The sequence below is a fragment of the Pseudacidovorax sp. RU35E genome (genome assembly GCF_900156165.1).
Taxonomy (GTDB): Bacteria; Pseudomonadota; Gammaproteobacteria; order Burkholderiales; family Burkholderiaceae_C; genus Xenophilus.
Genome location: NZ_FTMY01000013.1, coordinates 81,320 through 97,286, shown reverse-complemented (window position 1 = coordinate 97,286; position 15,967 = coordinate 81,320). Strand labels below are relative to the sequence as shown.

Sequence of the window (15,967 nt, the reverse complement as noted above, 5' to 3'; positions counted from 1 at the left end):
TGCTGCCTAACATCGGCGGGCCATGCCCACGGAGACACCGCCCGAGACCGAATCGCTCCCGCCACCGCGCGCCGCGTCGCGCCCCGGCGATCTGGTCGTCGCCCGCCCCGAGGGCCTGTATTGCCCGCCCGGCGACTTCTACATCGACCCCTGGCGCCCCGTGGACCGGGCCGTCATCACGCACGGCCATTCCGACCATGCCCGTTGGGGCCATCAGCACTACCTGGCGCACGAGCAGGGCGAAGGCATCCTGCGCGCGCGGCTGGGTGCCGACATCACGCTGCAGACCCTGCCTTATGGCCAGGCCATCGAGCACAACGGCGTGCGCATCTCGCTGCATCCGGCCGGCCATGTGCTCGGCTCGGCGCAGGTGCGGCTGGAGCACGGCGGCCAGGTCTGGGTGGCCTCGGGCGACTACAAGACCGAGCCCGACGGCACCTGCACGCCCTTCGAGCCGGTGCGCTGCGACTGCTTCATCACCGAGTCCACCTTCGGCCTGCCCATCTACCGCTGGCCCACGCAGCCCGAGCTCTTCGCGCAGATCGACGACTGGTGGCGGCGCAACGCCGAGGAAGGCCGTGCCAGCGTGCTGCTGGGCTATGCCTTCGGCAAGGCGCAGCGCATGCTGCATGGCGTCGACGCCTCCATCGGGCCGATCGTGGTGCATGGCGCCGTGGAGCCGCTCAATGCCGTCTACCGCGCCGCGGGTGTGGCGTTGCCGCCCACGCTGCGCGTGACCGACCCTGGCGTCGACGCCGCGATGCTGCGCCGCGCCCTGGTGGTGGCGCCCCCGTCAGCGCAGGGCACGCCGTGGATACGCCGCTTCGGCGCCAATGCCTCGGATGCCTTCGCCAGCGGCTGGATGCTGCTGCGCGGCACCCGCCGCCGCCGCGGGGTGGACCGCGGCTTCGTCATGAGCGACCACGCCGACTGGCCCGGCCTGCACAACGCCATCGCGGCCACGGGCGCCGAGCGGGTGATGGTCACGCACGGCAGCGTGGCGGTGCTGGTGCGCTGGCTGCGCGAGAACGGGCTGGACGCGCAGGGCTTCGCCACCGAGTACGGCGACGAGGACATCGCCGACGCGCCCGAGGCCACCGCCCATCCCGAGGCGTCATGAAAGCCTTCGCCGCCCTCTACCGCGAGCTGGACGCCAGCACCTCCAACCTGGTCAAGCAGGCCGCCCTGCAACGCTACCTGCGCGCCGCGCCGCCGCGCGATGCGGCCTGGGCGGTGTACTTCCTCGCGGGCGGCAAGCCGCGCCAGCTGGTGCCCGTGAAGCTGCTGCGCCTGCTGGCGCAGGAGGCCGCGGGCCTGCCCGAATGGCTGTTCGTCGAAAGCTACGAGGCCGTGGGCGATCTGGCCGAGACCATCGCGCTGCTGCTGCCGCCTTCCGACGGCACCCACGAGCTGGGCCTGGCCGACTGGGTGGAGCAGCACCTGCTGCCCCTGCGCGGCGCGCCGGCCGAGGGCCTGCCCGACACGCTGCGTGCGCAATGGCGACTGCTGGCGCCGGAGGAGCGGCTCGTCTACTTCAAGCTCATCACCGGCGCCTTCCGCGTCGGCGTGTCCAAGCTGCAGGTCACGCAGGCGCTCGCGGCCGTGGGTGGACTGGACCCCAAGCGCGTCGCGCAGCGATTGATGGGCTACACCCACATCGGCGCGCGTCCTGGAGAGGTGGACTATGCGTCCCTGATTGCGCCCGAAGGCGCGGATGGCGAGGGGGCGCCCATCAGCGGCGGCCAGCCCTATCCCTTCTTCCTGGCCCATCCGTTCAACGAGCCGCTCGCACGCTTCGACGAACTGCTGGGCCCGCCCTCGGGCTGGCAGGTCGAATGGAAGTGGGACGGCATCCGCGCACAGGTCGTCTGCCGCGGCGGTCAGGCCTGGATCTGGTCGCGTGGCGAGGAGCTGGTCAGCGAGCGCTTTCCCGAGCTGTCCGCGCTGGGCCACGTGTTGCCCGAGGGCACGGTGCTGGATGGCGAGATCGTGGTCTGGCGCGACGAGCCGGTGGAGGGCTCCGCGCCCGTGCGCACCGCCGGCCGCGTGCAGCCCTTCGCCGAACTGCAGAAGCGCATCGGCCGCAAGACGCTCGGCCCCAAGCTGCTGCGGGAGCTGCCCGTCGTGCTGCTCGCCTACGACCTGCTTGAAGAAGCCGGGCAGGACCTGCGTCCCCTGCCCCAGCACGAGCGCCGCGCGCGGCTCGAGGCCCTGCTGGCCGAGGTGAACCATCCGGTGCTGCGCCCCAGCCCCGTGCTCACTGGCGACAGCTGGGCCGATCTGGCGCGCCAGCGCGAGGCCTCCCGCAGCCTGGGCGTGGAGGGCTTCATGCTCAAGCGCCGCGACGCGCAGTACGGCGTCGGCCGCACCAAGGACGTCGGCCTGTGGTGGAAGTGGAAGATCGACCCGCTCACGGTCGACGCCGTGCTCATCTACGCCCAGCGCGGCCACGGCCGCCGTGCCAGCCTCTACAGCGACTACACCTTCGCCGTGTGGGACGGCCCGCCGGAGCAGGAGGGCCGCCAGCTGGTGCCCTTTGCCAAGGCCTATTCGGGCCTCACCGACGCCGAGATGGCGAAGGTCGACGCGGTCATCCGCAAGACCACCATCGAGAGCTTCGGGCCGGTGCGCAGCGTGCGGCCCACGCTGGTTTTCGAACTCGGCTTCGAAGGCATCGCCCGCAGCCCCCGCCACAAGAGCGGCATCGCCACCCGCTTCCCGCGCATGCTGCGCTGGCGGCAGGACAAGCCGGTGGAGGAGGCCGATACCTTGCAGACGCTGCAGGCTTTGTTGCCGGCATGATCGTCTGATAACCTCCCTGGAGGCGATATTTTTCGCCAACACAAAAAATCAGGGTGGAATGGGTTTTCGACACGGGCAAGGATGCCCTCAACCAGGCCAAGCACGGTGTCTCGCTCGCCAGGGCATGCGACCTCGACTGGGACCATGCGCTGGTAGCGCCCGACCTGCGGCGCGACTATGGCGAGCCGCGTCAGGTCGCACTGGCGCCCATGGCCGGCCGGCTCTGGGTGGTGGTGTTCACCGACCGGGCTGACGTGCGCCGGGTGATCAGCCTTCGCAAGGCCAACCTGCGGGAATTCCGACGTTATGAACAAGAAGCGCCCTGAACTCACAGCCCCGACGGCCGTCGAGGACGACGCCCTCACTGCGGCGGCCCTGGACGATCCGGACAACCTGCCGTTGGACGATGCGCAATTGGCGGCCTTGCGGCCCGCGCGTGGCCGGCCGCGGCTGGCCCAGCCCAAGGTGGCACTCACCATGCGCGTGGATGCCGACGTGCTCGAAGCCCTCAAGCGCAGCGGGCCGGGCTGGCAGACGCGGGTGAACAGCCTGCTGCGCAACGCCCTGGCCCTGAGCGCCCATCACTGAAGGCGTTTATTCAGCCCGGCCCGTTCTGCGGCCGGTTGTTCTCGATCCACACCCGCGTCGGCCCGCCCACGCGCGACAGTCGCATGTGGTACTCGTAGCGGCCGGGGTGGTACAGGCCGGTGAGGTACTGCACCGGCCGGCCCGCGGCATCGCACACCACGCGCGCGATGCGCAGCAGCGGCTCGCCGGCCTGCATGCGCAGGGCCTGGGCCACCTGCAGGTCGGCCAGGGCGGCGCCCATGGTCTGCTCCGCCGAATCGACCTGCACGCCATGCTGCTCCAGCGCGACCAGCATGGGCATGTCCTGCAGCGTGTGCCGCTGCACCGCCGTGGCCAGGTCGGCCGGCAGGAAGACTTCGGAGTACAGAAAAGGCTGCGTCTTGAACTTGCGGATGCGCACCACCCGCAGCACCGGCGCGCCGGCCGCGAGGCCCAGCGCCTCGGCCGCGTGCGAAGGCGCTTCCACCACGCCGTGGTCCAGCACCTGCACCCGCGTGCGCTCGCCCAGGCTGACGATGCTGTCGAGCAAACCGGCGCGCAGGGGCAGGTGCCGCGGCGGCTCGCCCGTGCCGGTGGGCAGGGTGCCCTTGCCGCGCATGCGCATCACCAGCCCTTCTTCCTGCAGGCGGGCCAGCGCCGTGCGCACGGTCACGCGGGCGACGCCGAATTCCCGGGCCAGTTGGCGCTCTCCGGGCAGCGGCAGGCCCCGTTCGTAGTGGCCGGATTTCAGGCGCTCGCGCAGCAGCAGTCGCACCTGCTGGAAGCGCGGCAGGAGGGAGGGTTCGGCGGCAGGCATGCGGCCGAATGTAGGAGGGCCGTTGACGCCGGGCAAGGCGGACCCTGGCGTCGGTCGTCCTTGTCCGCGGTGCAAGGACTGCCGCCGAAGCGCGGACGGATCAATCGACGGTCGCGCCCGAGGCCTTGATGATCTTCGCCCAATCCTGCACGTCCTGCGCCACGAACTGGCCGAACTGCGGCGGCGTCATGTGCACGGCGGTGGCCGCCTCGGTCTGCATGCGCTCCTGGTAGGCCGGCGAATCGATGGCGGCCTTGACGGCGGCGTAGAGCTTGTCCGTCACGTCCTGCGGCATCCGCGCCGGGCCGAACAGGCCGAACCAGGCCTGCGACTCGAAGCCCTTGACGGTGCGGCCGATGGGCGGCACGCCCGGGAACTGCGCCAGTGGCTCGCGCGTGCTCACGCCCAGCAGCTGGATGGCGCCGCCCTTGGCATGCGGCAGCACATTGACGGCGCTGGCGAACATCAGGTCGACCGTGCCGGCCAGCACGTCCGCCAGTGCCGGGTTGGTGCCCTTGTAGGGCACGTTGACGATGTCGGTGCCCGTCATCATCTTGAACTGCTCGCTGGCCAGGTGCAGCGAGGAGCCCTGCGCGCCGATGGCGAAGTTGAGCTTGCCCGGGTTCTTCTTCGCGAACGCGATGAGCCCCGCCAGGTCGTTGAAGGGCACGCCCTTGCGGGCGATCAGCACGCTGGGCACGCGCGCCACCATGGTGATGGGAGTGAAGTCCTTGACCGGGTCGAAGCCCAGGTTCTTGTAGAGCGTGGCGTTGATGGTGTGGCCGGTGAAGCTCATCAGCAGCGTGCTGCCGTCGGGCGGCGCCTTGGCCACATAGGCGGCGGCGATGTTGCCGCCGGCGCCCGCCCGGTTCTCGACCACCACCGGCCGGCCCAGGCTCTCGCTCATCATGCGGCCGATGATGCGGGCCAGGGTGTCGGTGGTGCCGCCGGCCGGGCTGCCCACGACGATGGTGAGAGGTCTGCCTTCCTGCGCGAGCGCAAGGCCCGGCAGGACGGCGGTGGCGGCCAGCAGCGCGGCCAGCGCGGCGCGGCGGGTGCGCGGGAATGTCATCGGGCTGTCTCCTTGTGATTGGGGGGCATGCTAGGCAGCGGGGCGGGGGCGTTCAATGGGACCAACTGGTCCTATCTATGGAGCCACTGACTGCCGCGCAGAGACGGGCGGCGTCGTCTCCCGGCACCAGGACGGCGCCGGGTCCAGGCCGAGGCGCATGGGCTTTGCCTCTGGCTTCCATCACGGCCTCTCGGCCTGCACCCCGGCGCGGCGGCCTTTGCTGTAATCGCCCCATGCCTCGCCGGCCTGCCCGATCGCCCGCCGCCCCTTCGAACGATGTGCCTGCACGGCCCGTCGAAGCCGCCGTCCAGCACTGGTTCGACGCCCGCGGCTGGCAGCCCTTCGCCTTCCAGCGCGAGGTGTGGGCCGCCATCGCGGCCGGCCGCTCCGGCCTGCTTCATGCGACCACCGGCGCGGGCAAGACGTATGCGGTGTGGCTGGGCGCCCTGCAGGCGCTGGCGGGCGAGCCGCCGACGGCCGACGCCGCAACCAAAGGCACCGCGCCACCGCCGCTCACGGTGCTGTGGATCACGCCGATGCGCGCCCTGGCCGCCGATTCGCTGCGCGCCCTGTCCGAGCCGCTGCCCCTCGCCGCACCGCATTGGGCGGCCGGCGCACGCAGCGGCGATACGTCATCTTCCGAGCGCAGCGCGCAGAACCAGCGTCTGCCCACTTTGCTGGTCACCACGCCCGAGAGCCTGTCGCTGATGCTGGCCCGCGCCGACGCGCAGGAGCGCCTGCGCCACCTGCGCCTGGTGGTGGTGGACGAATGGCACGAGCTGCTGGGCAACAAGCGCGGCGTGCAGGTGCAGCTGGCGCTGGCCCGCCTGCGCGGCTGGAATGCGGGGCTCATGGCGTGGGCCATGTCCGCCACCCTGGGCAATCTGCACGAGGCCATGGGCGCGCTGCTGGGGCCTGGGGAGGCCGGCGTCCTGGTGCAGGGCCAGGTGCCCAAGACGCTGGTGGTCGACACCCTGCTGCCGGGCCGCACCGACCGCTTTCCCTGGGGCGGCCACCTGGGCCTGGCGATGCTGCCGCAGGTGGTGCAGGAGGTCGACGCCAGCCCGAGCACGCTGGTCTTCACCAACACCCGCTCGCAGTCCGAGATCTGGTACCAGGCGCTGCTGGAGGCCCGGCCCGACTGGGCGGGGCTGATCGCGCTGCACCACGGCTCGCTCGACCGCGCAGTGCGCGAGTGGGTGGAACTGGGCCTCAAAAGTGGCCAGCTCAAGGCGGTGGTCTGCACCTCCAGCCTGGACCTGGGCGTGGACTTTCTGCCGGTCGAGCGCGTGCTGCAGATCGGCTCGCCCAAGGGCGTGGCGCGGCTGCTGCAGCGCGCCGGCCGCTCGGGCCATGCGCCGGGCCGGCCCTCGCGCGTGAGCATCGTGCCCACCCACAGCCTGGAGCTGGTCGAAGGCGCCGCCGCGCGCGACGCCATCGCGGCCGGCCACATCGAGTCGCGCCACACGCCGCGCGAGCCGCTGGACGTGCTGGTGCAGCACCTGGTGACGGTGGCGCTGGGCGGCGGCTTCACACCCGAGGCCCTCTACGACGAGGTGCGGCGCACGGCCGCCTATGCGCACCTGTCGCCGGCCAGCTGGCAGTGGTGCCTCGACTTCGTGCGCCAGGGCGGCCCGTCGCTCGCCGCCTACCCCGACTACCACCGCGTGGTGCCCGATGCCGAAGGCGTGTGGCGCGTGCCGGACGCGCGGCTGGCCCGGCGGCACCGCAGCAACATCGGCACCATCGTCAGCGACGCCAGCATGAGCGTGCAGTTCGTCGGCGGCGCGCGCATCGGCACGGTGGAAGAAAGCTTTGTCGCCCGCATGAAGCCCGGCGACTGCTTCCTCTTCGGTGGCCGGATGCTGGAGCTGGTGCGCATCCGCGAGATGACCGCCTGGGTGCGCCGCGCGAGCGGCCAGCGCCCGGCCGTGCCGCGCTGGAACGGCGGGCGCATGCCGCTGTCCACCACGCTGGCCGATGCCACGGTGCAGCAGCTGGCGCTGGCCGCCGAGGGCCGCTACGACTCGCCCGAGCTGCAGGCCGTGCGCCCACTGCTGGAGATCCAGCAGGCCTGGTCGCGCCTGCCCACGCCCGAGACGCTGGTGGCCGAGGCGCTGCGCACGCGCGAGGGCTGGCACCTGTTCCTCTATCCCTTTGCCGGCCGGCATGTGCACCTGGGGCTGGCCAGCCTGCTGGCCTGGCGGGTGGCGCAGCATGCGCCGCGCACCTTCTCCATCGCGGTCAACGACTACGGCTTCGAGCTGCTGTGCGCCACCGAGGTCGATTGGCCGCAGCTGCTGCCCGAGGTGCTGCGCGCCGGCCACGACGCGTCCGCGCAGGAGGCCCTGGCCGCGCACGACGACGAGGGCGCGCTGCTGCACGAGGTGTTGGCCAGCCTCAACGCCAGCGAGCTGGCGCAGCGGCGCTTCCGCGAGATCGCGCGGGTCTCCGGCCTGATCTTCCAGGGTTACCCGGGCGAGAAGCGCAGCAGCCGGCAGCTGCAGGCCTCGTCTTCATTGTTCTGGGAGGTCCTGCGCAAGTACGACCCCGCCAACCGCCTGCTGGCCCAGGCCGAGACCGAGCTGCTGGCGCAGGAGTTGGACATCGCCCGCCTGCGCGAAAGCCTGCTGCGCATCGCCGGCCAGCGGCTCGAACTGGTGCAGCCCAAGCGGCCCACGCCCTTCGCCTTTCCGCTGATGGTCGAGCGCTTCCGCGAGAAGCTCAGCAACGAGAGCGTGGCCGACCGCATCGCCCGCATGGTGGCGCAGCTGGAAGAGGCCGCAGGCGGCGACATTCCCGTGGGCGACGCGCAGGACGTGCGGCGCACCCTGGCCTTCGGCCAGGAGCAGCCGCCGGACAAGCCGGTCAAGGGCAGCGAGGACGGGGCGCCAGCGCCGCGCCGTGCCCGCCGCCCGCGCAAGCCGTCGAAGCCGCTGCCGCCGTTGTGACGGGGGGCGCCGCAAGCCCGGCCGGTGGATGGGCCTTACGCCGCCGTTCAGCTTTCTGAACAGTTGCGAAACGTAAACTGACGTCATCGTTCTCGCGCCCATGCCCTTGCTGCCTGCTTCCGATTTCCCCGCCGTCCATGAAGTGCTCTGGGCCGGCGAGCGTCTTCACCTGCTGCCCGAGCGCGCCCTGTGGTGGCCGGCGGCGCACACCCTCTTCATCGCCGACCTGCACATCGGCAAGGCGGCCACCTTCCGCGCGCTGGGCCAGCCGGTGCCGGGCGGCACGACGCAGGAGAACCTGGCGCGCCTCGACTCGCTGATCCACCGCCAGAGCGCGCGCGCCGTGGTCTTCCTGGGCGACTTCCTGCATGCGCCGCAGGCCCGCACGCCCCAGGTCATGCAGGCGCTGGCCGACTGGCGCGCCCGCCATCCGCAGGTGGCCATGACCCTGGTGCGCGGCAACCACGACGACCGCGCCGGCGATCCGCCGGCGGAGCTGTGCATCGCGCTGGCCGACGAGCCCTTCGCCCTGGGCCCCTTCGCCTGCTGCCACCATCCACAGACGCAGGCCGGACGCTTCGTGCTGGCGGGCCACCTGCATCCGGCCTGTGCGCTGCAGGGCGCGGGCCGCGACAGCCTGCGGCTGCCCTGCTTCGTCAGCGAACCGGGCCTGGCCATCCTGCCGGCCTTCGGCGAATTCACCGGCGGCCTGCTGCTGCCGCGGCTGCCGCAGCGGCGGCTGCATGCCGTGGGCGGCGGCCGGGTCTGGATGCTGCCGGCCGTGGCGGCCGACCGCGAGCAGGAAGGGGAACGCGCATGGCCTCGGTGAACCTGCGCGAGGAAGCGGCATTGATGCTCACCCGCTCGTCCATCGTGGCCGAGCTGGACATCCACGACGCGCGGATCATCGTCGACGCCATGCGGCCCATGGCCGTCAAGGCCGGCACAGTCATCATGACCGAGGGGCAGACCGACGACGTCGACTACATGGCGCTGGTGCTCGAAGGCCAGGTGCGGGCCGAGGGCACGGGCGTGGGCGACGGCGACGAGGTGGTGATCTCGGTCATCGACGCCGGCCAGCTCTTCGGCGAGATGGGGCTGATCGACGGCTCGCCGCGCTCGGCCACCTGCACGGCGCTGACCGACCTCAAGCTGGCCGTGCTCACCCGGGTCGCCCTGCGCGGCCTGGTGGAGGTGCAGCCGGCCGTCGCCGCGCGGCTGATGCTGTCGATCTCCCGCGCGCTGGCCGAGCGCCTGCGCGAGAGCAACCGCCGCCTGCGCACCCTGTCGCAGATCAGCCGCGCCATGCAGGCCGAGCTGGGTGCGGTGCACGCCGTCAACAAGCGGCTGCTGGCGGCACAGGCGCGCAAGGACGCCTGAGGCGGCCCGCAAGCCGGCGGCCTGCGCGGCCCCGGCACTTCCCCGTCATGCCCAGCGGCAGTGCGCACGACGCACCGTCACCGCCCATGCCTTGTCCAAAATGGAGTGAACACTCCATTAAGTGAAGAAAACACTTACTCCAGAGCTGGCACGCCGTATGCTGATGTGGGTCAAACATCCCACGGAGTCGACGCACGATGAGCAGCACGCCCTATCCCCGCAACGCCTGGTACCCGCTCGGCTGGGCCCGCGACATCGGCCAGTCGCTGGCCAAGCGGCGCGTGCTGGGCGAGGACCTGGTGGTCTTTCGCACCAGCACCGGCGAGGTGGCCGCGCTGGACGACGCCTGCCCGCACCGCTTGGCGCCGCTGTCGCTGGGCCGGCTGCGCGGCGATTCGGTGGAATGCGGCTACCACGGCCTGGCCTTCGACTGCAGCGGCCGCTGCACGCTCGCGCCCGGCATGCAGCGTGCGCCCGCCAATGCGCAGGTGCGCAGCTATCCCACGGCGACGAGCATGGGCATGGTCTGGGTGTGGATGGGCGACGCGGCCCTGGCCGATGCGGCGCAGGTCTTCCATCTGCCCGAGTACGACGACCCGGCCTACAGCGTGATCGAGGGCGACGCGCTGCCCGTGGCCGCCAACTACCTGAGCCTGGCCGACAACCTGTGCGACCCCACGCACGTGGTCTATGTGCATCCCACCACGCTGGGCAGCACCGGCCGTGAAGAGACGCGCGTGCAGCACCAGCGCGAGGGCCGCAAGGTCGTCACCTGGCGCTGGGTGATCGACGGGCCGCTCATTCCCATCTTCCAGGGCCTGAAGGACTTCGGCGGCAACGTGGACCGCTGGCACTACTACCACTACCACGCGCCCAGCATCGCCGTGATCGACTTCGGCTCCGCCGCCACCGGCACCGGCGCACCCGAGGGCGTGCGCGGCGACTGCATCCAGATGTTCGCCTGCCACTTCATCACGCCGGTGGACGCGCGCAGCTGCGTGCAGCACTGGCTGCTGCTGAAGAACTCGCCCGCCGACGCCGCCACCGACGAGCGCCTGCGCGCCGGCCTGCGCGTGGCCTTCAACGAGGACAAGGCCGTGCTCGAAGCCATCCAGCGCAACGAGGACAAGCCGCGCGAATGGCAGCGCGTGCAGCTCGGCCTGGACGCCTCGGCCATCAAGATGCGCCGCATCGTGCAGGAAATGGTCGAGGCCGAATCGGCCTGACCGGGTGCCGCCCACGCGGCGCCGACGGGTGCTGCGCCGGCCTTCTCCCTTGTTGTCTCCCGTCTCCGTCCCATCACCCCACCCACGAGGACCCGCGATGATCCCCAAGCCCTGGCGCCATGCCCTGACCGTCGGCCTGCTGGCTGTCGTTGCCACCGCGCTGCCTGCCGCCGCGCAGGAGCCGATCCGCATCGGCGAGATCAACAGCTACAAGGCCCTGCCGCAGAACCTGGTGCCCTACCGCAACGGTTGGCTGCTGGCGCAGGAAGAGATCAACGCGGCCGGCGGCGTGCTCGGCGGGCGCAAGCTGGAGACGCTTTTTCGCGACGACAACGCCAACCCCGGCGATGCCGTGCGCATGGCCGAGGAGCTGATCGCCCGCGAGAAGATCGACCTCCTCTCCGGCGTCACGCTGTCGCACGTGGGCGTGGCGCTGGCCGACTTCGCGCGGCAGAAGAAGGTGTTCTTCCTCGCCTCCGGCCCCTTGAGCGACAAGGTGGTGTGGGAGAACGGCAACCGCTATACCTATCGTCTGCGCTCCGGGACCTATGCCCTCGCCACGTCGGTGGTGGCCGAGGCCGCCAAGCTGGGCAAGAAGCGCTGGGCGCTCATCTATCCCAACTACGAGTACGGCCAGGCCGCGACGGCTGCCTTCAAGGAGCAGCTCAAGAAGCTGCAGCCCGACGTGGAGTTCGTGGCCGAGCAGGCGCCGCCGCTGGGCAAGATCGACGCCGGCGCGGTGGTGCAGGCCATCGCCGACGCCAAGCCTGATGCCATCTTCAACGTGATGTTCGGCAGCGACCTCACCAAGCTGGCGCGCGAGGGCAAGACGCGCGGGCTGTTCCAGGGCCGCGAGGTGGTGAGCCTGCTGACCGGCGAGCCCGAGTACCTGGACCCGCTCAAGGACGACGCGCCCGAGGGCTGGATCGTCACCGGCTATCCCTACACCGCCATCGACACGCCCGAGCACCGCGCCTTCTATGCGGCCTACCAGAAGAAGTACGGCGACTACCCGCGCCTGAACGCTGTGGTGGGCTATGCCACCGTGAAGGCCCTGGCGGCCGGCATCCAGAAGGCCGGCGGCACCGACACCGAGAAGCTGATCGCCGCCTTCAAGGGCCTGAACTTCTCCACGCCCTTCGGCCCGGCCACCTTCCGCCCGCAGGACAACCAGTCCACGATGGGCATCTACGTGGGCCGCACGGCGGTCAAGGACGGCAAGGGCGTGATGCCCGCGGGCACCTACATCGACGGCAGCAAGCTGGCGCCGCCGGATGAAGTGATCCGTAAATTACGGAACTGAGGCGCGCCTTGAAACCGGCGCAGCAGTAACGATCAAATGGCCGCGGAGCAGGCCATGCGCGGGCGCCCGAGGAACTGGCTTTGCCAGGCCTCGGGGTGCGCCCCCCTCCCGAGCCGAAGGCGACAGAGAGGGGGGAGCCGCGAAGCGGCATGGGGGGTGTTCACGCCTCAATGCTGCGCAGCACTACCTCGCAGATGTGCGCGCGCCAGGCGCTGCGGCGCGGGCGGCTCATCAGGTCCACGCCCATCCAGGCCGAGCAGGTGTACTGGTTGGAGATGTAGAAGAAGCCGAGCGACATGATGCTCATGAGCACATGCTCGGCCTTCACGTCGCGGCGGAACACGCCCTGGGCCTGGCCGGCCGAGAGGATCTCGGCCACCGTCTCCACCAGCGGGAAGGACGTGCGCCCCACCTGCTGCGACTGGCGGATGTGCCGGCCGCGCAGCAGGTTCTCGTTCATGATCACCCGCACCAGGTCGGGGTTGGCCGCGTAGTGGTCCCAGGCATGCTCGATCAGCTGGCGCATGCCGGCCACCGGGTCGGGCGGCAGCACGAAGTCGCGCTGCGCGCCGATCATCTCGGCATAGAGCTTCTCCAGCACCGCCTGGTAGAGCCGCTCCTTGTTGCCGTAGTAGTAGTACAGCATCCGGTCCACCGTGCCGGCCTGCTTGCTGATGCGCTCGATGCGCGCACCGGCAAAACCGTGCTCGGCGAACTCGGCGACGGCGGCGGCCAGGATGCGGTGCTCGATCTGTTCCTCGGGCACCCGGGCGCTCACGCGCCGTGTGGGGCCGCCCGCGGCGGGCGGCGGGACTGCGTCCGCGGCCGGCGTGGCGCGGCGGCTGCGCGGGGTCTTCTTGGGGGCGGAGGCAGTTGTCTTCTCGGTCACGGTGACCCGGGCCCTGCAGGGCACGTGTGGCAGGCGGGGAAAGATTCTCGCGCAGGCGCCTCGTCAGGCCGCATGCCAGCGCCCCAGCAGCACCGCCGCGGCGCGCACCCGCTGCGTATCGCGGCCCCAGCGGCGGCCTTGGGGCAGGTGCCGCAGCCAGCGCATGCGGCGGGCCGCCTCGGCCACGCGCTCGCGCACGCCGGGCTCGGCCGCATCCATCGCCGCCTGCCAGTGCGTCGCAGCAGCCTGCGGGCTGGCGGCGAGGATCAATGCGCCGGTGGAGTGCAGGTAGCTCAGCCAGTCGCGTGCCTGGCACTGGTCGGTGGGCAGCGTGGCGCCGGGGTCGTCCTCGAAGTCGATGAAGCCGATCTCGCCATCGGGGCACAGCACCATGTTGCGGGCGAAGGCTTGGCTCAGGTACTGGCCGCGGGCATGCACCCGGGCGATGGCCTCCAGGCCCTGGGCCCAGGCGGCCAGCAGCACGGCCGGGCCCTGGGTGGCGGCCTGCTCCAGGCGCTCCATCAGCATGGCGGCGCTGCGGCCGGTGCCGGCCAGGTCGCTGATCAGCAGGCCCTCGGGCTGCTCGGCCAGCACCTGCGGCACGCGCAGGCCGCTCGCGGCCAGGCTGCGCAGGCGCGCCGCCTCGATGGCGATGGCGGCCGTGCCGCCGGGGTTGGGCACGGGCGTCAGCACCTCCAGCCGCAGCGTGCGGGCGATGAGCGACAGCAGCCGGTAGCGCAGCGGGCCATGGCGCGGGCCGGCCTTCTTGAGCCAGACGCGCCGGTCGTCAAGCCGGTGGTCGCCCACGCTGCGTGTCTGGCGCGGCAGCGTCTCGCGCAGGAAGTCGTGGGGGTCGCGCCGGGGCGGGGCCTCGCCGCCGGCGGCGTCGTCGCGGCGGGGGGAGGAGGACGAGGAACGTCGGAAAGAAGGGCGGAGCGCTGCCATGAAAACGGGGATCGGCCGGGCCGGCCGCAGGGCCGCCAGAAGGCGCGCACCGGCGGGCGGCCCGGTGTGCTGCATCATAGGGGGCATTCCCCGAGACCCTTTCTCATGACTTCCGACACTCCCCAGCCGGCCGAAGTCGGCACCGCTGCCGCCCTCGCACCCCTCACGCCCGAAGACTTCGACGCCCTGGACGACGCGCTCGACGCGATGCGCGAGCACGACGAGGACATCCCCCAGTGGGAGTTCTGCGACGGCTTCATGGCCGCACTGGTGTGCACCCGCCGCGTCATCGAGCCCAGCGAATACTGGCCCGCGCTCTTCGGCCCCGACTTCTCCCCGGCCCAGCACATGGAATTCGTCTGGCGCTGGAAGCGCCGCTGGCACGAGATGCAGACCGCCCTCGACGCGGCCGATGTGCAGTCGCTGGACGACGATCGCTGCTTCCAGCCCGAGTGCCTGGACTTGCGCGGCGCCATCGCCGCCCTGCCGCCCGAGGAGCGCGGCGAGGCGCCGGAAGGCGAACTGCCGTCCTTCGCCCAGGTCTGGGCCCTGGGCTTCCTGGCCGCGGTGGAGCACTGGTCCGAGGACTGGGCCGCGCCGCGCGACAAGGAGGTGGCCGAGATGCTGGCCGATGGCCTGGACTGCATCGAGACCCTGGCCCAGGACGACACCCAGCCGCCCGCGCTGTCGATGTACGCCGAGGACGGCCCGCCCACCGTCAGCCAGCAGCGGCTGGACGATTTCGGCGAGGCCATCTGGGCGGTGTACGACCTGCGCCAGCTGTGGCGCAGCCTGGGCCCGCGCGTGCAGGCCGTGCGCCGCGCCGACGAGCCCGGCCGCAACGACCCCTGCCCCTGCGGCAGCGGCAAGAAGTACAAGAAGTGCCACGGTGGTTGAGTCCACCCCCGTTGCTTGCTCACTTCGTGTAGCCGCCTCCCCCCTCAAGGGGGCGCACCCGGCGGCCCGGCGAAGCCGGTTCCGCGGGTGCCCGCGCATGGCCTGCTCCGCGGACGCCGGCTGTGAACGGCAAGTGCAACGACAGTGAAGTGACACCGCAGCAACCGGCAGGGACATTGACGGCCGTCGTTTGACAGCCAGCCCGCGATGCGCAGGATGCGGGCATGGACCTCGAACTTGCCGGCAAACATGTCTTGATCACCGGGGGCAGCAAGGGCATCGGCCTGGCCTGCGCCCGGGGCTTTCTGCAGGAGGGCGCGCGCGTCAGCCTGGTGGCCCGCCACGAGGCGGGGCTGGTCGACGCGGCGCTGGCGCTGGCCGACGCCCGGGCCGACGCGGCGCGCATGGTCGCCACCTTCGCGGCCGACCTGAGCGACCCGCAGGCCGCCATCGCGGTACTGGACCGCATCGAGCAATCGCACGGCCCGGTCGACGTACTGGTCAACTCGGCGGGCGCGGCGCGCCGCACGCCCGCCGACCAGCTGGAGGCCGCCCACTGGCAGGCAGCCATGCAGGCCAAGTACTTCACCTACATCCACATGATGGACCCGCTCATCAAGCGCATGGCCGCGCGCGGCGGCGGGGCCATCGTCAACGTGGTGGGCGCGGGCGGCAAGGTGGCCAGCCCCATCCACCTGCCGGGCGGCTCGGCCAACGCGGCGCTCATGCTCGCCAGCGTGGGCCTGGCCAATGCCTATGCCGGCAAGGGCGTGCGGGTGAACGTGGTGAACCCCGGCCTCACGGCCACAGAACGCCTGCAGGAAGGCCTGAAGGCCCAGGCGGCCCAGCAGGGCATCACGCCCGAGGAGGCGCTGGCCCAGTCCAGTGCCAAACTGCCGCTGGGCCGCATCGCTGAGGCGCGCGAGGTGGCGGACGCGGTGCTCTTTCTAGCTTCGGCGCGGGCCAGCTATGTGACGGGCGCGGTGCTGGCGATGGATGGCGCGGCCACGCCCATCGTGGTGTAGGCCCCGCACGGCGGACGCCGGCTTCTTCCTCCTACAGGCCGTGCATCGTGCGGCGGCCTAGATTGGCGACCCATTCGCCAAGATCACGGAGAA

At 71.5% G+C, this 15,967-nt stretch carries 15 protein-coding genes; 11 read left to right on the top strand and 4 right to left on the bottom strand.

The genetic code is table 11. The annotated features are described in order from the left end of the window. The first annotated feature begins 22 nt into the window (after positions 1–22). Genes BXA03_RS21235 through BXA03_RS21220 form a run of 4 tightly spaced genes read left to right on the top strand, consistent with a single transcriptional unit; the run spans position 23 to position 3,390 of the window. The gene (locus BXA03_RS21235; RefSeq protein WP_076511186.1) at positions 23–1,120 is read left to right on the top strand and encodes a ligase-associated DNA damage response exonuclease; all 1,098 of its coding nucleotides are present in this window, start codon (positions 23–25) and stop codon (positions 1,118–1,120) included. Continuing rightward, complete coding sequence (locus BXA03_RS21230) at positions 1,117–2,802, top strand: ATP-dependent DNA ligase (protein WP_076511185.1); 1,686 nt, start codon at positions 1,117–1,119, stop codon at positions 2,800–2,802. The genes BXA03_RS21235 and BXA03_RS21230 overlap by 4 nt, the downstream gene beginning before the upstream one ends. Before the next feature lie 53 nt (positions 2,803–2,855). After that, a complete protein-coding gene (locus tag BXA03_RS21225; protein ID WP_076511184.1) occupies positions 2,856–3,128 on the top strand; it encodes a BrnT family toxin in 273 nt (90 codons plus the stop codon). Then, positions 3,109–3,390: a BrnA antitoxin family protein gene (locus BXA03_RS21220; RefSeq protein ID WP_076511183.1), complete on the top strand. Its 282-nt coding sequence runs from the start codon at positions 3,109–3,111 to the stop codon at positions 3,388–3,390. The genes BXA03_RS21225 and BXA03_RS21220 overlap by 20 nt, the downstream gene beginning before the upstream one ends. 10 nt (positions 3,391–3,400) lie before the next feature. Here BXA03_RS21220 and BXA03_RS21215 read toward each other — a convergent pair whose 3' ends face one another. Continuing rightward, complete coding sequence (locus BXA03_RS21215; protein ID WP_076511182.1) at positions 3,401–4,186, bottom strand: GntR family transcriptional regulator; 786 nt, start codon at positions 4,184–4,186, stop codon at positions 3,401–3,403. 100 nt (positions 4,187–4,286) lie between these two features. After that, entirely contained in the window at positions 4,287–5,258 is a 972-nt protein-coding gene (locus BXA03_RS21210) for a Bug family tripartite tricarboxylate transporter substrate binding protein (RefSeq protein WP_076511181.1), read from the bottom strand. Between the two features lie 233 nt (positions 5,259–5,491). On the opposite strand from BXA03_RS21210, the gene BXA03_RS21205 reads away from it, so the two are divergent. The 5 genes from BXA03_RS21205 (at position 5,492) to BXA03_RS21185 (ending at position 12,118) form a co-directional block, all read left to right on the top strand. Continuing rightward, complete coding sequence (locus BXA03_RS21205; RefSeq protein WP_083716228.1) at positions 5,492–8,209, top strand: ligase-associated DNA damage response DEXH box helicase; 2,718 nt, start codon at positions 5,492–5,494, stop codon at positions 8,207–8,209. Between the two features lie 100 nt (positions 8,210–8,309). Continuing rightward, complete coding sequence (gene pdeM, locus BXA03_RS21200) at positions 8,310–9,038, top strand: ligase-associated DNA damage response endonuclease PdeM (RefSeq protein WP_143476406.1); 729 nt, start codon at positions 8,310–8,312, stop codon at positions 9,036–9,038. Beyond that, entirely contained in the window at positions 9,026–9,589 is a 564-nt protein-coding gene (locus BXA03_RS21195; RefSeq protein ID WP_076511179.1) for a Crp/Fnr family transcriptional regulator, read from the top strand. The genes pdeM and BXA03_RS21195 overlap by 13 nt, the downstream gene beginning before the upstream one ends. Positions 9,590–9,786: 197 nt before the next feature. Then, on the top strand, positions 9,787–10,815 hold the full coding sequence (locus BXA03_RS21190; protein WP_076511178.1) for an aromatic ring-hydroxylating dioxygenase subunit alpha: 1,029 nt from the start codon (positions 9,787–9,789) through the stop codon (positions 10,813–10,815). Between the two features lie 97 nt (positions 10,816–10,912). After that, entirely contained in the window at positions 10,913–12,118 is a 1,206-nt protein-coding gene (locus BXA03_RS21185; RefSeq protein ID WP_076511177.1) for an ABC transporter substrate-binding protein, read from the top strand. 160 nt (positions 12,119–12,278) lie between these two features. Here the strand turns inward: BXA03_RS21185 and BXA03_RS21180 are convergent, their stop codons facing one another. Both BXA03_RS21180 and BXA03_RS21175 read right to left on the bottom strand, forming a co-directional pair. Continuing rightward, entirely contained in the window at positions 12,279–13,007 is a 729-nt protein-coding gene (locus BXA03_RS21180; protein ID WP_143476405.1) for a TetR/AcrR family transcriptional regulator, read from the bottom strand. Between the two features lie 63 nt (positions 13,008–13,070). Then, a complete protein-coding gene (locus BXA03_RS21175; protein WP_200803416.1) occupies positions 13,071–13,952 on the bottom strand; it encodes a BUD32 family EKC/KEOPS complex subunit in 882 nt (293 codons plus the stop codon). 105 nt (positions 13,953–14,057) lie between these two features. Between BXA03_RS21175 and BXA03_RS21170 the strand changes: the two genes are divergently transcribed. Together BXA03_RS21170 and BXA03_RS21165 are read left to right on the top strand one after the other, a co-directional pair. Further along, entirely contained in the window at positions 14,058–14,849 is a 792-nt protein-coding gene (locus BXA03_RS21170; protein ID WP_076511175.1) for a YecA/YgfB family protein, read from the top strand. Between the two features lie 224 nt (positions 14,850–15,073). Next, entirely contained in the window at positions 15,074–15,874 is an 801-nt protein-coding gene (locus tag BXA03_RS21165; RefSeq protein WP_076511174.1) for an SDR family oxidoreductase, read from the top strand. Positions 15,875–15,967: the final 93 nt, after the last annotated feature.